Origin of the sequence: Holdemania filiformis (assembly GCF_003459085.1) — a bacterium.
GTDB classification, from domain to species: Bacteria; Bacillota_I; Bacilli_A; order Erysipelotrichales; family Erysipelotrichaceae; genus Holdemania; species Holdemania filiformis.
On sequence record NZ_QRUP01000002.1, the window covers coordinates 38,538 to 57,193 of the forward strand.

Annotated in this window: 17 protein-coding genes; 14 read left to right on the top strand and 3 right to left on the bottom strand. The window is 51.2% G+C overall.

Translation table 11 applies throughout. The annotated features are described in order from the left end of the window. Nucleotides 1–128: 128 nt before the first annotated feature. The 14 genes from DWY25_RS02235 to DWY25_RS02305 all read left to right on the top strand — a co-directional run bounded on the left by DWY25_RS02235 (nucleotide 129) and on the right by DWY25_RS02305 (nucleotide 14,947). Complete coding sequence (locus tag DWY25_RS02235; RefSeq protein ID WP_117893119.1) at nucleotides 129–1,076, top strand: amidohydrolase family protein; 948 nt, start codon at nucleotides 129–131, stop codon at nucleotides 1,074–1,076. Nucleotides 1,077–1,167: 91 nt separating this feature from the next. Next, nucleotides 1,168–2,133: a helix-turn-helix domain-containing protein gene (locus tag DWY25_RS02240; protein WP_117893122.1), complete on the top strand. Its 966-nt coding sequence runs from the start codon at nucleotides 1,168–1,170 to the stop codon at nucleotides 2,131–2,133. Between the two features lie 81 nt (nucleotides 2,134–2,214). Continuing rightward, a complete protein-coding gene (locus DWY25_RS02245; RefSeq protein WP_006058817.1) occupies nucleotides 2,215–2,430 on the top strand; it encodes a hypothetical protein in 216 nt (71 codons plus the stop codon). 444 nt (nucleotides 2,431–2,874) lie between these two features. After that, nucleotides 2,875–3,750, top strand: a complete 876-nt coding sequence (locus tag DWY25_RS02255; protein WP_117893125.1) for an aspartate carbamoyltransferase catalytic subunit — start codon at nucleotides 2,875–2,877, stop codon at nucleotides 3,748–3,750. Then, nucleotides 3,751–5,037, top strand: coding sequence for a dihydroorotase (locus tag DWY25_RS02260; protein ID WP_117893128.1), 1,287 nt, complete (start codon nucleotides 3,751–3,753; stop codon nucleotides 5,035–5,037). It begins immediately after the preceding gene. Between the two features lie 3 nt (nucleotides 5,038–5,040). Further along, entirely contained in the window at nucleotides 5,041–6,126 is a 1,086-nt protein-coding gene (gene carA / locus DWY25_RS02265) for a glutamine-hydrolyzing carbamoyl-phosphate synthase small subunit (RefSeq protein ID WP_117893131.1), read from the top strand. A gap of 1 nt (nucleotide 6,127) precedes the next feature. Then, entirely contained in the window at nucleotides 6,128–9,307 is a 3,180-nt protein-coding gene (gene carB, locus DWY25_RS02270) for a carbamoyl-phosphate synthase large subunit (protein ID WP_117893133.1), read from the top strand. 9 nt (nucleotides 9,308–9,316) lie between these two features. Continuing rightward, nucleotides 9,317–10,072, top strand: a complete 756-nt coding sequence (locus tag DWY25_RS02275) for a dihydroorotate dehydrogenase electron transfer subunit (RefSeq protein ID WP_117893136.1) — start codon at nucleotides 9,317–9,319, stop codon at nucleotides 10,070–10,072. Next, nucleotides 10,057–10,974 (top strand): dihydroorotate dehydrogenase, encoded by a 918-nt coding sequence (locus tag DWY25_RS02280; RefSeq protein ID WP_117893139.1) that lies wholly within the window; start codon nucleotides 10,057–10,059, stop codon nucleotides 10,972–10,974. Before DWY25_RS02275 ends, DWY25_RS02280 begins: the two co-directional genes overlap by 16 nt. Further along, nucleotides 10,971–11,678: an orotidine-5'-phosphate decarboxylase gene (gene pyrF / locus DWY25_RS02285; protein ID WP_006058830.1), complete on the top strand. Its 708-nt coding sequence runs from the start codon at nucleotides 10,971–10,973 to the stop codon at nucleotides 11,676–11,678. Before DWY25_RS02280 ends, pyrF begins: the two co-directional genes overlap by 4 nt. 2 nt (nucleotides 11,679–11,680) lie before the next feature. Further along, complete coding sequence (gene pyrE / locus DWY25_RS02290; RefSeq protein ID WP_117893142.1) at nucleotides 11,681–12,319, top strand: orotate phosphoribosyltransferase; 639 nt, start codon at nucleotides 11,681–11,683, stop codon at nucleotides 12,317–12,319. Between the two features lie 257 nt (nucleotides 12,320–12,576). Continuing rightward, nucleotides 12,577–12,927, top strand: coding sequence for an ATP-binding protein (locus DWY25_RS02295; RefSeq protein ID WP_244925909.1), 351 nt, complete (start codon nucleotides 12,577–12,579; stop codon nucleotides 12,925–12,927). Nucleotides 12,928–13,299: 372 nt separating this feature from the next. Next, entirely contained in the window at nucleotides 13,300–14,421 is a 1,122-nt protein-coding gene (locus tag DWY25_RS02300; protein ID WP_039864239.1) for an AAA family ATPase, read from the top strand. Beyond that, nucleotides 14,414–14,947 carry a GNAT family acetyltransferase gene (locus tag DWY25_RS02305; protein WP_117893145.1) on the top strand — a complete coding sequence of 178 codons (534 nt, stop codon included), beginning with the start codon at nucleotides 14,414–14,416 and terminating at the stop codon, nucleotides 14,945–14,947. Before DWY25_RS02300 ends, DWY25_RS02305 begins: the two co-directional genes overlap by 8 nt. A gap of 98 nt (nucleotides 14,948–15,045) precedes the next feature. Here DWY25_RS02305 and nagZ read toward each other — a convergent pair whose 3' ends face one another. The 3 genes from nagZ to sigK are packed head-to-tail and all read right to left on the bottom strand — an operon-like array spanning nucleotide 15,046 to nucleotide 18,235. Beyond that, complete coding sequence (gene nagZ, locus DWY25_RS02310) at nucleotides 15,046–16,821, bottom strand: beta-N-acetylhexosaminidase (RefSeq protein ID WP_117893148.1); 1,776 nt, start codon at nucleotides 16,819–16,821, stop codon at nucleotides 15,046–15,048. After that, entirely contained in the window at nucleotides 16,818–17,477 is a 660-nt protein-coding gene (locus DWY25_RS02315) for an HAD family hydrolase (protein ID WP_117893151.1), read from the bottom strand. Before DWY25_RS02315 ends, nagZ begins: the two co-directional genes overlap by 4 nt. A gap of 53 nt (nucleotides 17,478–17,530) precedes the next feature. Continuing rightward, the gene (sigK, locus tag DWY25_RS02320) at nucleotides 17,531–18,235 is read right to left on the bottom strand and encodes an RNA polymerase sporulation sigma factor SigK (RefSeq protein WP_006058837.1); all 705 of its coding nucleotides are present in this window, start codon (nucleotides 18,233–18,235) and stop codon (nucleotides 17,531–17,533) included. Between the last annotated feature and the right edge of the window lie 421 nt (nucleotides 18,236–18,656).

Genomic DNA, 18,656 nt, shown 5'->3' on the forward strand with positions numbered 1-18,656 from the left:
GTTTTCGCAGAATCTCTGCTTTTTCCGTTCTAAAACCCAACTTTCCTGCACAATTGGGGATTTCTCAGAAATTTTTGACGGCCGCAGAATTCTCATGTACACTTGAAATCAGAAATGAGGAAAATTCAATGAACGAAGCATCAGCATTATTTAAGGCTGCCCTGTGCGCCGGGGATCTGGCGGCGCTGCGTCAGATTCCCAAGGCGGATCTGCACAATCATTTTATGCTCGGCGGAGACCGGGAATGGATTGCGGAGCGCTGGGGCGTCCGGATCGAAGCGATTCAAGCGCCGTTAAAATCCATGGCGGAGATGGATCAATGGAGCCAGGTTTCGATCAATACGCCGTTTCCGGATCGGACAGGGCGTCTGCGTCTGCTGGAAGCGACGCTGCGTCAGGCAGTCAAAGATGGCGTGAGCGTGCTGGAAATCGGCGAGGACGTGTGGGCGCTGAAGCCTTTTTATCATGGCGATGTTGAAGACCTGCTTGCCAGCTGGAAGGCGGTCCGGGAAGCGGCCGCGCCGCAGATAGAACTGCGTTTTCAGATTGGAATCTCGCGCCATTGCGGCGTTCCTTATCTGATGGAAAAACTGGCGCCGTTCTGGGACCGGCCGGAGTTTTATTCGCTGGATTTATATGGTGATGAGCAAGCGCAGCCGATTGAGAATTTCATTCCCCTCTACCGCCGCGCCCGCCAAAGCGGCTGGGTCTTAAAAGCCCATGTCGGCGAATGGGGAAGCGCGCAAGATGTCCGTCAGGCTGTCGAATGCCTGGATCTCGACGAGGTCCAGCATGGGATCGCCGCCGCCCAGGATCCTGCCGTCATGGAGCTTCTGAGGCAGAAACAAGTCCGACTGAACATTACGCCGACGAGCAACCGCCTGCTGGGCCGCGTCGCTTCTCTGGCGGATCATCCGATTGCACGGTTAAAGCGGGCGGGCATCCCGGTTACGATCAACTCCGACGACGTTCTGATCTTTGACAGCGACGTATCGAAAGAATATCTGCGGCTGTACAAAGCGGGAACGTTAACGGCTGAGGAACTGAATGAAATCCGACAGGAAGGCTTAAAATAACTCGCTTTACGGCGGTTTAAGCGTCGGGCAAGAAAACGTTGCGTGACAAATCAACGGGGTTTCCTTTACAATCGGGATGAGGTGAAGAGCAATGAAAACTTTGGGTGAAAAAATCGCTGGACTGCGGCAGGAGAGAAACATGACGCAGCAGGCGTTCGCGGATGTCATGGGCGTGACCCGCCAGGCGATATCGAACTGGGAGCGGAATAAGACGGAACCGGATGTCGCCGCGCTGAAGAAGATCGGACAGGTGTTCGGCATCGATATGAACGAACTGTTGACCGATATCCACCTGGAACGCCAGGCGATCGATACACGGCCGTTAACCCGACTCTTTTTGGCGATTCTGGCGACTCATTTGGGATCGTTGCTTTGGTTGTGCGCAACGACGTCCACGATGAAGGAAGCGCTGAGCCGGTATGGCTTTCGGTTTGTCTTTGTGCTGATCGCGCTGTCGATCTATGCGGTGTTTACCTATTGCATTCGCAGCCGTGATTTCTCGCTGTTGTCTGGTTATGATCCGCATGCGCCGTATGATCTGGACGTGATGGCGGACATGACGGCGGCGATGGCAACGATGATTCTGACCGATACGCTGAGCTTTTCAATTCTGAGCTGTTTGTTGGAAGGGCAGCTTTCTGAATCTCTGTCGATGGTTTTGTTTGTGATGTACCTGGCAGGCTTTGTCCTGTCCATTCTCCTCGTTAATGTGAAATATAAGGACCGGATTTACCGGGATCCGGATTATCCCGACAAGATCCGCAGCGGGAATCGCATTTCAATTTTCTTCGCCGCGGCGGTGATGGCGGGAGCGATGATTCTGATTCTTTCCGGCATGTTGGGCTGGGTGGGTCATAATTCCCCCAAAGCTGCATTTCAGGTCCTTCTTTTTCTGCCCTATATCCTGTTGAATGTCGTCTGGATGATGATCGAGCAGGATAAACTGCACCGGCTGATCGAGCGTGGGGAAGTCTATCGCTTCGGCAAAAATACGCTGGGCGTGGCGGTGGCGGATGGAATTCTGCTGGGATTGATCCTGTTGATCAGCTGGGCTTAGCCGAGTGAAAGGGTTTCAGCTTTCTGGAAATTCCAGAATCGTGTATAATAAGAATAAAGAATCTGAACGGAGGTGTTGAAAATGTCAAAATGGATCGATGATCAGATTGTCATTGACTTTCCGGTTCCTTCTTCAATTCGCCAGATCATCAGCGAATTGGAAAAATACGATAAGGAAGAAGATGTTTATTTTTACTTTGACCGCAGTGAGTGGTTGGAGAATGCGACAAAAGATTATGTTTATGAAAGAGTGCTGACAGAAGAACAAAGAGAACTGTTGATTCAAAAATATAGTTAGGAGGTCCAGGGACAGAGGAGTTCGGTGCGACTGTCCCGATATTCGAATATATCGAAAGTTATATTTATGGAATTCTTGGCTATGAAGTTCAGCAAACGCTGTTAGGAATAAAGAATAATGAACTAGTTGTTGCCTGTAAGAATTTTACAGACCTTAATCGACGATGCAAGAATATCGTGGATTAAAAAAGCGTTTATAACAAAGACTCAAAGAACAAACACATTAAACCCTGACAGAATATCCGAGGGAAACCATTTTACTTTTTCTTTCTTGAACGAAGGCTTGTGCTGAAAAACAAACTAGGTTATAATATTCATGGCTTTAATTTAGTGCAGAGACACTAAGAAGGCATACACAAAAATTAAGATGAATCTGCGTACTTTTCGTGTAACCTTCAAAAGCCTGTTTTTGAAGGCTTTTTTATGCAGAAACGGAGGATTCCTGATGAACAGCTTATTCCAACTCAGCTCCCTTTCCGTCGACGAGATCCAGCATCTTCTCGATGTTGCCGAACAATGCCGGCAAGGCCGGTTCATCGACAGCGAGAAAGGAAAAATCGTTGCCAACCTGTTTTTTGAACCATCCACCCGGACCCAGTACAGCTTCAATACCGCTGAGGAAAAACTGGGCATGAAGGTGATCAACTTCAACGCTCAGGCTTCTTCGATGCAGAAGGGCGAAACCTTCTACGATACGGTCAAAACGTTTGAGAGCTTCGGCATCGACGCGGTGGTGATCCGCAACCGGCAGGATGAATACTACAAGCAGCTGCAGGGCCGAATCAACATTCCAATCCTCAACGCCGGCGACGGCAAGAAAGACCACCCAACCCAGTCGCTGCTCGATTTGATGACGATCCGCCAGGAGTTCGGTCACTTTGACGGCCTGAAAATCGCGATTGTCGGCGACGTAAAATACTCCCGCGTCGCCCATACCAACATCGAGGTCATGCAGCGCTTAGGCATGCAATGCTTCATCAGCGGACCGGAGGAATACCGCGATCCGCAGTACGATTACATCGATTTCGATCAGGCGGTGAAGGACATGGACGTGATCATGCTGCTGCGGGTGCAGCACGAACGGCATGAACAGGCGATGTCCCTGACCCAGGAAGAATACCATGCGCGCTACGGTTTGACTTTGGAGCGGGTAAAAGCGATGAAGGACACCGCGATCATCATGCACCCGGCGCCGTTTAACCGCGGCGTAGAAATTGCCGATGAGGTCGTGGAATGCAGAAAATCCCGCATCTTCAAACAGATCAACAACGGCGTGTTCGTGCGCATGGCGGTGCTGAAACGCGCAATGGAGGGACGATAAATGAGCTTTTTAATGCAGAACGGCGAGGTGCTCTACCGCGGCAAGGTCCGCAAAATGGACGTCCTGGTCGACGATCTGGGCCGGGTCACGGCTGCGGATCAGATCGATCTGACGGCGGAGGACGTGGACGAGGTGATCGACGCGTCAAGCCTGCTGATCGCACCGGGACTGATCGATCCGCATGTGCATCTGCGCGAGCCGGGCTTTGAATACAAGGAAACGATCGCTTCCGGAACCGCAGCTGCGGCCAAGGGCGGCTACACGACGATCATGGCAATGCCCAACCTCAATCCGGTGCCGGACACACTCGAACACTTAAAGGTGCAGCAGGACCGGATCCGCTACAACGCAAAAATCCAGGTCATTCCCTATGCCGCCATCACCCGGGGGCAGAAGGGCGTCGGCGAGCTGGTCGATTTCGACGCGCTGGCCTCGGAGGTGATCGCCTTCTCCGACGACGGCAAGGGCGTGCAGGAAGAAGCGATGATGCGCCAGGCGATGCTGGCGGCCAAGCGCAACAACTGCCTGATCGTCGCGCATTGCGAGGATGAAAGTTTGATCGCCAAGGGGGCCTGCATCCATGCGGGCCGCAAGGCGGAGGAACTCGGCTTGATTGGCATCAGCAGCGCCAGCGAGTACCAACAGATCGAACGCGATCTCAGACTGGCGGAGGAAACCGGCTGTCAATATCATATCTGCCACATTTCCTGTAAGGAATCCGTCGAACTGGTCCGCCAGGCGAAACAGCGCGGCGTCCAGGTCAGCTGCGAGGTCACGCCGCATCACCTGTTATTGTGCGAGGACGACATCAGCGCCGACGACGGCCGCTTCAAGATGAATCCGCCGCTGCGCACTAAGGCCGATCAGGAAGCCCTGATCGCGGGCATTCAGGACGGCACGATCGACATGATCGCAACCGACCACGCACCGCACAGCGCGGAAGAAAAAGCGAAGGGTCTGCAGGGCAGTGCGATGGGCATCGTCGGTCTTGAAACCGCGTTTGAGCTGATCTACACCTATCTTGTCCGCACCGGCAAGATCACGCTGGAAAAGTGCTTTGAACTGATGAGCTACAACTGCGCCGACATCTTCGGCATCGAGGGCGGCGAGATCGTCAACTTTGAAAAGGCCAATCTGGCCGTCTTCAACTTAAATCAACGCGAAAAAATCAATCCGAAAACCTTTGTCTCCCAGGGCAAAAGCACGCCGTTTGAAGGCTGGTGGGCGATGGGCCGCTGCGTGATGACGGTGGCGGACGGACAGATCGTGTATAGAGAGGGGCTATAAACAATGGATCGTAAACTCGTATTACAAAACGGCATGGAGCTGGAAGCCAAGGGCTTCGGCAGCCAGAAAGAAGTGATTGCCGAGCTGGTGTTCAACACGTCGATGGTCGGCTATCAGGAGATTCTCAGCGATCCCTCCTATACCGAACAGATCGTCGTTATGACCTATCCGCTGATCGGCAACTACGGCATCATCGACGAAGACTATGAATCCAAGCAGATCGGACCGAAGGGCTTCATCGTCCGCGAATACAACGACAAGCCAAGCAACTTCCGCTACACCAAGACGCTCAACGAGCTGCTGGAAGAAAACGAGGTGCCGGGCCTGACGCATCTGGACACCCGGAAATTGACGCGGATTCTGCGCGATGAAGGCGCGATGCTCGGTCTGATCTGCGACTCAGACGTATCCCACGAGGAAGCGATGGCAAAGCTGGCGGCCTACAGCGCTCCAAAGGATCTGGTCGCGCGCGTCTCGTGCAGGAAAAAATGGTATTCCCGCTGCGCCAATCCGCGCTTCAATGTCGTCGCGATCGACTGCGGCATCAAATACAACATCATCCGCGAGCTGAACCGCTATGGCTGCAACGTCACAATCGTGCCGTACAACACTTCATATGAAACGATCATGGCGCTCAATCCGGACGGCATCTTCCTGTCCAACGGGCCGGGCGATCCGGAAAACGTGCCGGAAGTCGTTGAACTGATCCGTCAGCTCCAGGGCAAGAAGCCGATCTTCGGCATCTGTCTGGGTCACCAGATGATCGCGCTGGCCAATGGCTTGCGTACCTACAAGCTGAAATTCGGCCACCGGGGCGGCAATCATCCGGTGAAAAATCTGTTGACCGGCAAGGTCGAGATCACTTCCCAGAACCACAGCTACGCGGTCAGCACGGACGGAATTGAAAAGACCCGCGTCGAGATTACGCATATCAACCTGCTGGATCAGACTGTCGAGGGCCTGCGGATTGACGAGGACCGCATCTTCTCAACCCAGTACCATCCGGAATCCGCTTCCGGACCGGAGGATTCCAAGTACCTGTTCGGGTTGTTCATTCACAACATGGAAGCTATGAAGGAGGGCCGTTAAGATGCCGAAAAGAACGGATATTCATAAAATCTTAGTCATTGGCTCAGGACCGATCGTCATCGGTCAGGCCGCGGAATTTGACTACGCCGGCACCCAGGCCTGCCTGGCCTTGCGCGAGGAGGGCTATGAGGTCATCCTGATCAACTCCAATCCGGCGACGATCATGACCGATACCAACATTGCCGACAAGGTCTACATGGAACCGCTGACGCTGGAATATGTGTCCCGCATCATCCGCAAGGAACGCCCGGACGCGATTCTGCCGACGCTGGGCGGCCAGACCGGCTTAAACATGGCGATGCAGCTGGCGAAAAAAGGCGTGCTGGAAGAATGCCGTTGCGAGATTCTCGGTACCGACTTTGAATCGATCGATCAGGCGGAGGACCGCCAGCGCTTCAAGGACCTGTGCCTGCGGATCGGTCAGCCATGCCTGGAATCCTATGTCGCCCGCACGATTGAGGAAGTCGTGGAGTATGCCAACAAGATCGGCTATCCGGTCGTGCTGCGTCCGGCGTTTACGCTGGGCGGCACCGGCGGCGGCTTTGCCTACGACGACGATGAAGTCATCGCGCTGGGCAAAAACGCCCTCAAGCTGTCCCCGGTCAGCGAGGTTTTAGTTGAAAAGTCGATCAAGGGCTATAAAGAAATTGAATTTGAAGTCATGCGCGATCACAATGATACCGCGATCGTAATCTGCAGCATGGAAAATATTGATCCGGTCGGCGTGCACACCGGCGACTCGATGGTCGTCGCTCCCTGCCAGACGCTGTCCAACAAGGAATATCAGCTGCTGCGCAACGCCGCGCTGACGCTGATCCGCGAATTAAAGATCGAAGGCGGCTGCAACGTGCAGTTCGCGCTCGATCCGTTCTCCTTTGATTACTACGTCATCGAGGTCAACCCGCGTGTATCCCGGTCCTCGGCGCTGGCGTCCAAGGCGGCCGGATTCCCGATTGCCCGCGTTTCCAGCAAGATCGCCGTCGGCCTGACGCTGGACGAAATTCCGATTGCCAACACTCCGGCTTCCTTTGAGCCGACGATCGACTACGTCGTGACCAAGATCGCGCGCTTCCCGTTCGATAAGTTCGCCAAGGCCGATCACACGCTGAGCACGCAGATGAAGGCGACCGGCGAGGTCATGAGCATCGGCCGGACGATGGAGGAAAGCCTGCTGAAAGCGGTGCGTTCACTGGAAATCGGCGTCGATCACATCTACCTTGAAAAGTTCGATTCTTTGACGACCGAGGAGCTGCTGGAAAACATCAAGACCCCGACCGACGAACGGCTGTACGCGATTGCCGAGCTGTTCCGCCGCAAGGTCGACATGATGCTGATCTACGACGCGACCAAGATCGACGCATTCTTCCTCGATAAGATCCACCACATCATTTCCGTGGAGGAACGGGTGAAGGCCGATCCGAGCGAGGAAAACATCCGCAAAGCCAAGCGCTTAGGCTTCTCCGATAAATACCTGGGCAAAATTCTGGGCAAGAGCGAGCTGGAAATGGTGTCGTGGCGCCGCGAGCACAATCTGCGGCCGGTCTACAAGATGATCGACACCTGCGCCGGGGAGTTCAGCGCCTACGTCCCGTACTTCTATTCCACCTACGAGGAGGAAAACGAAAGCCTCGTCACCGACAAGCCGTCGATTCTGGTGCTGGGCTCCGGCCCGATCCGCATCGGCCAGGGCGTGGAATTTGATTACTCCACGGTGCATGCGATCTGGGCGATCCAGCAGGCCGGCTACGAAGCGATCGTCATCAACAACAACCCGGAAACCGTTTCGACCGACTACTCGATCAGCGATAAGCTGTACTTTGAACCATTGTGCATCGAGGACGTCATGAACGTTATCGACCTGGAAAAGCCGCAGGGCGTCATCGTGTCGCTGGGCGGCCAGACGGCGATCAATTTGGCAGACCGGCTGAACAAGCTGAACGTGCCGATCATCGGCACCGGTACCGAAGCGATTGACAAGGCGGAAAACCGCGATCTGTTTGAGAAGGTCGTTACGGAATGCGGCATCCCGCAGCCGCTGGGCCAGGCTGTCACCAACATTGAGGACGGTCTGAAGGTTGCCAACCGGATCGGCTATCCGGTCTTAGTGCGGCCAAGCTATGTTCTGGGCGGCCGGGCGATGCAGATCGTGCATCAGGATGAGGAGCTGATCGAATACCTGACCAGTGCGGTTAAGATTGATCAGGATCAGCCGGTCTTAGTCGATAAGTACATCCATGGCTGCGAGGTTGAAGTCGATGCGATCTGCGACGGCAAAGACGTGTTCATCCCGGGCATCATGCAGCTGGTTGAAGCGACCGGCGTGCACTCCGGCGACTCGATGAGCGTCTATCCGCCATACTCCCTGAGCGATAAGGTCAAGGCGACGATTCAGGAATACACGGTGAAGCTGGGACTGGCGATCGGCATTGAAGGGCTGTTTAACATTCAGTTCATCGTCGATGAAAACGACGAGGTGTCGGTCATTGAGGTCAATCCGCGTTCCTCGCGCTCGGTGCCGTTCTTATCCAAGGCGACCGGCGTGCCGATGGCCAATATCGCGACCAAGGTCATGCTGGGGAGAAGCTTAAAGGATCAGGGCTATGCGACCGAGGTCATGGCGGAAAAGAAACGGTTCTACGTCAAGAGCCCGACATTCAGCTTCTCCAAGCTGCACGGACTGGACGCCTATCTGTCCCCGGAAATGAAATCGACCGGCGAGGCGATCGGCTACGACGATTCCCTCAACCGCGCGCTGTACAAGTCGCTGCAGGCCTCCAACATGCGCGTCGTCAACTACGGCACAGTGCTGGTCACCTTGGCCGATCAGGACAAGGACCGGGCGATTCCACTGGTTCGCCGGTTCTACGATCTGGGCTTCAACATCGAAGCGACCTCCGGCACGGCCAAGCTCTTGAAAGCGCACGGCATCAAGACGCGCGAAAAGAAAAAAATCTCCGAAGGCTCCGAGGAAATCCTCGATTCAATCCGCAAGGGCCACGTCACTTATATCCTCAACACCTTGTCCTCCAACGATTCCCGCACCTCCAAGGACGGCTATCAGATCCGCCGGTGCGCCGTGGAAAACAACGTGACCGTCTTTACCTCGCTGGATACCGTCAACGTCTTATTGGATGTGCTGGAAGAAATCACAATGGGCGTTTCGACGATTGATCAGAATTAAGGAGGAGTTATGGGAGAGCGCATAAAACAATACCGGATCATCTCCAACTGGAATCTTGCCGACCAGGTCTATGAAATGGAGCTGGAAGGGGATTCCTCCTGGATCACCCATCCCGGTCAGTTTCTCAACGTCACGATCGACAACGCCTATCTCAAGCGGCCGATCAGCATCTGCGACTGGAACGAGAACGGCCTGACGATCATCTACAAGGTCGTCGGCTTCGGTACGAAGCAGATGTCTCAAAAACAGCCTGGCGAACGGCTGGAATGTCTGGTTGGTCTGGGCAACGGCTTCACGCCGGAAGTCTTCGATGAAAAAAAGGTGCTGCTGGTCGGCGGGGGCGTCGGCGTGCCGCCGCTCTACGGGCTGGCAAAAACGTGTTTGAAGCAGGGCAAGCAGCCGGTTGTGATTCTCGGCTTTACTTCGGAAAAAGATATTTTCTATATCAAGAAGTTTGCGGATCTGGGCTGCGACGTCAAGCTCAGCACCAACGACGGCAGCCAAGGCGTCAAGGGCTTTGTCAGCGACGTCATGGTTCAGGAAGGTCTGACCAATCTGCCGTACTTCGCCTGCGGCCCGATGCCGATGCTGAAGGCAGTCTGGAGAACCTCAAACGCTCCGGGTCAGCTGTCCTTTGAGGAACGCATGGGCTGCGGCTTCGGCGCATGCATGGGCTGCAGCTGCGAGACGATTTCCGGCCCGAAACGCATCTGTAAGGAAGGCCCGGTGCTTTCCAGTCAGGAGGTCTTATGGACGAAAGATTAAAGGTCACGCTGTCCGGCTGGGAGCTGGACAACCCGGTCATCCCGGCCAGCGGAACTTTCGGGTTCGGCTATGAGTTTGCGGATTTCTACGACATCAACATCCTCGGCTCGATCGCGACCAAGGGCACGACCCGCGAGGCGCGCTTCGGCAACCCGACGCCGCGGATCGCAGAGTGCGAACGGGGTATGATCAATGCCGTTGGCTTACAGAACCCGGGCATCGACAAGGTCATCAGCGAGGAATTTCCGAAGCTGAAACAGGTCTACCAGAAAAAAGTCGTCGCTAACGTTTCCGGCTTCTCCAAAGAGGAATACGTCGAATGTGCGAAAAAGATGGACGCGCAGGACATCGTCGGCATCCTGGAGGTCAACATCAGCTGTCCGAATGTGCATGGCGGGGGCATGAGCTTCGGCGTCAGTCCGGACACCGCGGCCGAGATCACCCGTGCGGTCAAGGCGGTCACCACCAAGCCGGTCTACATCAAGCTGTCGCCGAACGTCACCGATATCGTCGCGATTGCCAAAGCTTGTGAAGAGGCCGGGGCGGACGGAATCTCGATGATCAACACGTTATTGGGCGCGCGCTTCGATCTGCGCACGGGCAGGCCGATCATCGCCAACGTTATGGGCGGCTTCTCCGGCCCGGCGATCAAGCCGGTCGCCTTACGGATGGTGTATCAGGTATATGAAGCGGTCAAACTGCCGATCATCGGGATCGGCGGCATCGCCAGCGCCGAGGACGTCATCGAAATGATGTACGCCGGGGCCACGGCGGTGGAGATCGGCGCGGAGAACCTGCGCAATCCGTATGTCTGCAAGGAAATTATCGAACGGCTGCCATCCTTAATGGATGAACTGAACATTGAAAAATTGAGTGACATAATAGGGAGGGCTCACCAATGATGAAAGAACGAGATGTAATGATCGCCTGCGACTTTTCAACCAAAGCGGAAACGATGGCGTTTCTGGACAAGTTTACCGAGGAAAAGCCGTATGTGAAAATCGGCATGGAGCTGTTTTATGCGGAAGGTCCGGACATGGTTCGTGAGATCAAGGCGCGCGGCCATAAGATTTTCCTCGATCTGAAGCTGCATGATATTCCCAACACCGTGAAGAAAGCGATGCGCAACATCGCGCTGCTGGACGTCGATATGACCAACGTCCATGCCGCCGGTACGATCGAAATGATGAAAGCCGCGCAGGAAGCGATCGACGAGGTCGGCGCGCATACGAAGCTGATCGCCGTTACGCAGCTGACCAGCACCAGCGAGGACCGGATGCGGAATGAACTGTGGATCGATCATCCGCTGACCGAAACCGTCCAGCATTACGCACACAATGCGGAAATCGCCGGCCTGGCCGGGGTTGTATGCAGCCCGCTGGAAGCGGATCTGGTGCATCAGGTCTGCGGTGAAAACTTCCTTACCGTCACGCCGGGCATCCGTTTTGCGGATGACGCCAAGGGCGATCAGGTCCGTGTCACGACGCCGGCCAAGGCCCGCGAGATCGGCGCCGACTACATCGTCGTCGGTCGTTCGATTACCGCCAGCAAGGATCCGGTAGCCAGCTACCGCCGCTGCGTCAGAGAATTTGTGGAGGGAGAATAACCATGAGCACAGAGAAAAACATTGCCAAGCATTTACTGGACATCAAAGCGGTTTTCTTAAAGCCGAATGATCCGTTCACCTGGGCCAGCGGGATCAAATCGCCGATCTACTGCGATAACCGCCTGACCTTATCTTATCCGGAGGTCCGCGACGACGTGGAGCACGCGATCGCCGAGATCATCAAAACGCACTATCCGGAATGTGAAGCGGTCATGGGCACCAGCACTGCCGGTATCGCGCATGCCGCGCTGGTCGCTCAGATTCTGAACCTGCCGATGGGCTACGTCCGTTCCAGCGCCAAGGATCACGGCCGCACCAATCAGATTGAGGGACGCTGCGAGCCGGGGACGAAGGTCGTCGTCGTCGAAGATTTGATCTCCACCGGCGGCAGCTGCATCGACGTCGTCAATGTGCTGCGCGAAGCGGGCGCGGAAGTCCTGGGTATCGCGTCGATTTTCACCTATGGCCTGCAGAAGGGCCTTGACCGGCTGGCGGCCGCAGACGTAAAGAACGTATCGGCGTCCAACTATGATGCGCTGATCGAAGTCGCCGTAGAAACCGGCTACATCAGCGCCGATGATGTCAAGAAGCTCCAGGCGTTCCGGGCGAATCCGTCGGATTCCAGCTGGATGAGTCTGTAAATTGAATATTTAAACAAAGAAAGGGCTGAGTTGTAAAATTCGGCTCTTTTTTTGTTGAATAAAATAATATCATAACCGTATATTTGTATATTTTTTATAATATTATGCGATTATAACCATAAAAACTAGCGTAAATTGCTAAAAGTATAATAAAAAGAGAATGAAGCGAACTTATGATAAATAGAACTTTGTCCGTTGATAGAATTATACCTTTCATCAATATGTGTTTATCAAAATCCTGATAGGCATCTGCCGCTGTGAAAAGACTCCGTTACAGTGTATTAGGCTATTCTTCCGACAATACGGCAGCCATGTTGGAAAATGTAGTTTATCTGGAATTACTGCGTCGCGGATATGAGGTCACTGTTGGAAAGCTGGATACTGCTGAAATCGATTTTGTCGCCATGAAGCAGGAGAATAAGCTGTATATTCAGGTTGCCCAGGAGATTGGATCCGCGGAGACAGAGAAACGTGAATTTGGAAAATTATTGGATATTCGGGACAATTATCCGAAATATGTATTACGAACCGATATTTTCGCAGGCGGCAATGTGGAGGGAATTAAGACAATGCCCATTGCGGATTTTCTGTTAAGTCAGGAATTTTAAGAAAATTACAGTTTGCAAGAACGGACATAAAAAGCTGATCGGTTCATTCCAGGAAAATAACTTCATTCCTGTTATGAATCATCAGCTTTTCTTATTTTAGTTTTCAGGAATTTCCACGGCCAGTTTGCCTTACGGAAGTAAGATTTTGATTAGCGGGGAAGTGATCCTGCTTTTGATTCTAACGTATAATAAATTTGATCATAAAAGCTTTTTCCTAAATAAGATTTACAGGATTTCATTCAGTCTGATTCTAAGTTTGATTCAGCTCGCAGATAGCCTTGAACAGGAAACAGAGTCATTCTGTCTGATTCAAAGAAAAAAACGTTTGAAATCTATTTGTGTGGTATAATTTAAAGGAAGGGAATGACTAATATGCAAATTTTAAGAATAAAAGCAAATCACTATAAAAACTGCAGCAACGGGTTGCATATTGATTTTGTACCCACAGCCAGAAAAACAGAGGAAGATAAAACCTACGAATTAAATCAGATCAACGATTCACTGTTTGTTTTTTCAACGACAGCGATCGTAGGAAAAAATGCTTCTGGTAAAACAAGCCTGCTGAAACTGATTGAGAATGTTTATCGGATATTGGGTTCATTCCAATTAGAGGATGAGCTGATGTCAATCAGCGGTACGCAGCTGGAAATCACGTTTTATCACGAAAATCGGCTGTTTCGCTATGAAACAGAACTGGTCAGGCAGAACAATCTGGGTAAAAACTTGTCCTTCACCCAGGAAAGGATCTTTGTTTCAGATTATTTTAAGTCAAAATCAAAATTGATATTTTCACCGGAGATTTACACGGAACTCAAACTTAAACGTGAACTGCCGGACAATATTTCTATTCTGTTTTATATTTTAAAGGAGCGGAAGAACTATGCATATTACTACGATGATTTGAAAGATCAGGATGATATGCTTCATGCTGCTTATGATTTCTATAAAAATCATGGTATTAATAAAAAATATTGGAAACATATCCTGCATTTGTTTGATGATAATATCATGGATTTGGAGGAAATCAACAGCGAACTTTTCCGGCTGACGTATTTAGACCGGTCGATGGACCTCAGCGCAAAGGAATTACTGACAATGCTTTCGAGCGGCACGATCAAGGGAATCGCGCTGTATACAGCGGCTATTCAGGCGCTGCAGGAAGGCAGCGGTTTTATCATAGATGAAATTGAAAATCATTTTCACAAAACACTGGTCGAGAATTTGATCAGTATGTTCAAAGATAAGGCTGTTAATAAGAAAGGGGCAGTTTTGATCTTTTCAACACATTATTGCGAACTATTGGATCTGTTTGGCCGCAACGATAATATCTGGATTTCAAAGTCAGAAAAACAGATCATATTAACGAATATGTATCGTGACTATTCAGTCAGAAATGATTTGTTAAAAAGCCGGAAATTTTATGATGACAACTTTGGGACCGCTGTCAGTTATGAAATGCTAATGAATCTGAAAAGAGCGCTTATGAATGAGTAAACTTTTGGTGCTTTGCGAAGGTCCTAACGAAAAGAAAATTGTAGAGCTACTGCTCAGAGATAACCGGCTACTATTTAATACTGAAGATTTAATCGGTTTAGTACCCTATCATGCCCGTCAATTAGATTCTCCAGTTGTTCAAAGTGCCTTGAATATGTATTCGGGACCTTTTGATATTTACAGAATCGGAGATACGCAGACGGATAAATTAAGAATTCCGGGTCATCTGAAATCACGGATCGGGTCGATATCTAAAATTTGTACGAAACCGGAACTCGAAATTTTATTGATTATCAATGAGAACTTGATCCATGTATGGCAACGATCAGGGAAAAGACCTAAAGATTTCGCGAAAAAAGAAATTCAGTTCCAGCGCCGCCGCTATGATAATTCATCACAATTTTATGAGGAGTATTATGGTCGTCGGATAGATTTACTGATCGAGAATTTAAAAGAGTACAAACGCACGAAGCGACATGATCGGGATGAGTTATTTCTTGCTGATTTTATTCGTGAAATGAAATAAATAGGACTTGTTTAGATTCAATAAACAAGAAAAAAGCTGATCGGTTCATTCCAGGAAAATAACTTCGTTCCTGTTGTGAATCATCAGCTTTTCTTATTTTAGTTTTCAGGGATTTCCACAGGCAGTTTGCCTTCCGGAAGTAAGGTTCCGTTGAGTACCGAGATAATTGACTGCACCGCGGCAGGGGTATAGCCATACGTGCAAAGAACGGTCGGCGCGTCGTTTAGATATTGCAGATCGTAGGGACTGCCCGCACAGATGACGACAACCGGTTTTTCAGTTTCAAGCAGCTGATCCAGCAAATTCTTCTGATTTGGAGAATCCGTCATGTTGTAGACCAACAAAACAAGTGTATCGTAACCGGAGGCCCGCTGCAGAATATCGTCGATTTCCGACTGAGTCGGATCCTGATGAACATTTACGGCCTTGCCGAATAAGGAATCCGCGGCCACTTCGCCGAAACTCTTTTTATCGAATTCCAGCGGATAGACGCAAGGAAAGGAAATGAACAAGGTGCTGTCTGTCGGCAGCGGCAGCGCTGAAATTTCATCGCGGATCAACGTCATGCTTTGATCTGTCGTTTCCTGAACGAGCACCTGGTGGGATTCCAGATCGATTTCATACGGCGCATGATTGAATTCGCCGTTATCCTCGAACAAGCCATAATCATTTTTAATCCGCAGGATGGAAAGAACTGCGTCGTCTAACCGCTCAGCGCTGATGGTTCCCTGATTGACAGCTTCAATTAAAGCTTCGATCACCGGCGTCTGAACGTCTTCGCTGTCTGGCTGCAGGACTTTGCCATCGCCCAGAATCAACATGTCCACGCCGGCCTGAATCGCCTGAACCGCGGCTTCTGCCATTCCGTAATGCGATTGAATCGCATCCATCTGCAGGCTGTCGCTAATGACGATTCCATTGTAACCCAACTCATCCTTTAACAGATCTGTAATGATCGTTTTGGATAAGGTCGCAGGAATCTTTTCTTTTTCAATTTTCGGGAACAGGATATGCGAAGTCATAATCGCGCTGACGCCGCTGCGGATCGCCGTTTCAAACGGAATCAATTCCGTTTCTTTCAGTTGATCCAACGTCTTATTGACGGTGGGCAGGGCGAAATGCGAATCTTCGCCTGTATCTCCATGCCCTGGGAAATGCTTTGCTACGCTGACCACGCCGCCTTCCTGCAAGCCTTTGATCCAGGTCGAAGCAAAACTGGCGACAGCTTTCGGGTCATCGCCATACGAGCGCAGATGGATCACCGGATTGTCCGGATTGGAGTTGACGTCGAGCACCGGCGCAAAGTTCATATTGAAGCCCATGCCGGAAAGCTCGTCCGCCATCGACCAGGCCAGCGAATACAGATTCTCCTGCCGGCCGGCTGCGATGGCCATCGGGGACGGGAAAATCGTGACGCCTTCGCGCACCCGGTTGACCATCCCGCCTTCCTGATCAATTCCAATGAACGCCGGAATCTGGGTGGCGCCGCGGATTGTGCTCTGGAGCTGACCGGTCAGCATCGTCGCCTGTTCAGCGTTTTCGATGTTTTTCGCGTACACGATGACGTTGCCGATCTTATTGGTTCTGAGCCAGGCTTCGGTTTTGGTATCGACTTCTGTCGTTTCAAAAGAAACGATCACCAGCTGCCCCACTTTCTCCTGCACGTCCATCTTTGCGACAAGTTCTTTTAGCTGTTGATCATTCAGTTTTTCTGAAACCGTGCTGTCAGAAGGCGTTGGGCTGGGCGAAATTTCCGGATTGGGCACCGGCTCCGGACGGCTGCAGCCTGCGAGCATCAACAACGACAGGATCATTGCGGTCCACCGCCGGCCGTTAACAGATGAAGAAGAAGGTAAAGCAGGGGAACGATTCATCGTGCCTGCTCCTTTAAATAATCAATCACCTCAAGCAAATCATTGCGGCTTTCCTGGATCGCTTCCTTCATCTCTTCATCCGGTTTTACAAAGTCATAGATCCAGACGCTTTTCATGCCTGCCCGCTTCGCAGCGATGATGCCGAACTTGGAATCTTCCAGCACAACACAGTTCTCCGGAGCGACGCCCGCTTTCCGCGCGGCGGTTAAAAAGATTTCCGGATCCGGCTTGCCGCGAGTTACTTCATCGCCGCACACGACGCTGTCGAAGCGATACGGCTTGCCGATACTGCCTAAGAGCGTATCGACATACTCGCGGTGACTGGAGGAAGCGACGCATTTCTTAATTCCGGCTTCTTCCAGATAATCCAGCAGTTCCGTCAATCCTTTTTTATTCAGGCTGCCCTTGTTTTCACACATCCCAAAGATCTTTTTTAACCGGCCTTCGCTGATTTCCGGAAGATGCGGCTCCAGATCCTGATGGTTCTCCATGGCTTTTAAGAATAATTTGTGTCCGCAGCCGATGATCTGATAGAAAAACTCATCGTCCAGCGTAATCCCATATTGACCGGCGATTTCGCGCCAGTTTTCATTGGCGACCTTTTCAGTGTCGAACATCAGGCCGTCACAGTCAAAAATTACACATTCTATACTCACTTAATCCACCTCGAATCTCTCAAGATGATTATAATGGTTTTCAAAACAAATGGCTACTTCTTTTCCTGATTCTCTTTCATAAATGCCCGCAGGAGCTTCATGAAAGCCCGTTTTTCGATTCGTGATACATAGGAGCGGGAAATGTGTTCCTGTCTTGCGATATCCCGCTGCGTCATTTCCTGATGACCTTCCAAGCCGTAACGGCGGACGATGATGCTGTGTTCGCGCTCATCGAGCAAGCCCATGAATTGAGTCAGCTTGCGTTTGTTTTCCTCCAGCATCAATTTGTCGATGGGATCGGGCTGGTCCGGGGCGGGAATCACGTCGATCAACGTCAGTTCGCTGCCATCTTTATCCTGGCCGATCGCATCGTCCAGAGAGCGTGTCTGGAAAGCGTGCTTGTTGTTGCGCAGGTGCATCAGGATTTCGTTTTCAATACAGCGGGAAACATAAGTTGCCAGCTTATGCCCTTTATCGACTTTGAACGTGTCGATCCCTTTGATCAAACCAATCGTGCCGATGCTGATGAGGTCTTCGGTTTGTTCACGGCGGATATCGAATTTTTTTACGATGTGCGCGACTAAACGAAGATTGTGTTCGATTAAATCGGCCCGCGCTTCGACATCGCCTTTCGCCATGCGTTGTAAGGCGTCTTGTTCTTCTTCCGCCGTCAAAGGCTGCGGGAAGGAGGTTGTTCGGATGGACCCGATAAAGCAGCTGAAGAAGATCTGAAGCATTTGAAATAGTTGTGTCCACATTGTTATCACCTTCTTCAATGTATGTTCAATCCGGCGATTTTAGTCGAAATTTGATGAAAATATAAAGAAAAACAGTGAATCGATAACGTATTTATTTTAGCGATTAAGGGATAACCGGAAATAGAATCAGGTTTGATAAAAATACAGTTATTGAATGAATTCACAACAAGGAAAATGCAATTTCTGATATGTAATCTTGGAATTACTGCGTCATGATTAGCGTTTTTATTCTGGTAAAGCTGTTGAAACTCAAGTTGATTTTCAGCTTTAGATGGAGGTGACAGAAAGCAGGCGATTAAAACCGAGGACTTGATATCGTAGAGATTTTGTATCCATAAAAAGATCATAGCGGACAACTTCTCTCTCATAGACTGAAATACCGAGGGAGTGCGTGTTATCGCAAGAAAGAGTGCTCCAATCA

Excerpts from the sequence above, each read along its gene's own strand:
- DWY25_RS02275 (WP_117893136.1), top strand. The coding sequence starts at position 9,317 with ATGGGAGAGCGCATAAAACAATACCGGATCATCTCCAACTGGAATCTT.
- carA (WP_117893131.1), top strand. The coding sequence starts at position 5,041 with ATGGATCGTAAACTCGTATTACAAAACGGCATGGAGCTGGAAGCCAAG.
- carB (WP_117893133.1), top strand. The coding sequence starts at position 6,128 with ATGCCGAAAAGAACGGATATTCATAAAATCTTAGTCATTGGCTCAGGA.
- DWY25_RS02300 (WP_039864239.1), top strand. The coding sequence starts at position 13,300 with ATGCAAATTTTAAGAATAAAAGCAAATCACTATAAAAACTGCAGCAAC.
- pyrE (WP_117893142.1), top strand. The coding sequence starts at position 11,681 with ATGAGCACAGAGAAAAACATTGCCAAGCATTTACTGGACATCAAAGCG.
- nagZ (WP_117893148.1), bottom strand. The coding sequence starts at position 16,821 with ATGAATCGTTCCCCTGCTTTACCTTCTTCTTCATCTGTTAACGGCCGG.
- sigK (WP_006058837.1), bottom strand. The coding sequence starts at position 18,235 with ATGTGGACACAACTATTTCAAATGCTTCAGATCTTCTTCAGCTGCTTT.
- DWY25_RS02240 (WP_117893122.1), top strand. The coding sequence starts at position 1,168 with ATGAAAACTTTGGGTGAAAAAATCGCTGGACTGCGGCAGGAGAGAAAC.
- DWY25_RS02260 (WP_117893128.1), top strand. The coding sequence starts at position 3,751 with ATGAGCTTTTTAATGCAGAACGGCGAGGTGCTCTACCGCGGCAAGGTC.
- DWY25_RS02305 (WP_117893145.1), top strand. The coding sequence starts at position 14,414 with ATGAGTAAACTTTTGGTGCTTTGCGAAGGTCCTAACGAAAAGAAAATT.
- DWY25_RS02255 (WP_117893125.1), top strand. The coding sequence starts at position 2,875 with ATGAACAGCTTATTCCAACTCAGCTCCCTTTCCGTCGACGAGATCCAG.
- DWY25_RS02245 (WP_006058817.1), top strand. The coding sequence starts at position 2,215 with ATGTCAAAATGGATCGATGATCAGATTGTCATTGACTTTCCGGTTCCT.
- pyrF (WP_006058830.1), top strand. The coding sequence starts at position 10,971 with ATGATGAAAGAACGAGATGTAATGATCGCCTGCGACTTTTCAACCAAA.
- DWY25_RS02235 (WP_117893119.1), top strand. The coding sequence starts at position 129 with ATGAACGAAGCATCAGCATTATTTAAGGCTGCCCTGTGCGCCGGGGAT.
- DWY25_RS02280 (WP_117893139.1), top strand. The coding sequence starts at position 10,057 with ATGGACGAAAGATTAAAGGTCACGCTGTCCGGCTGGGAGCTGGACAAC.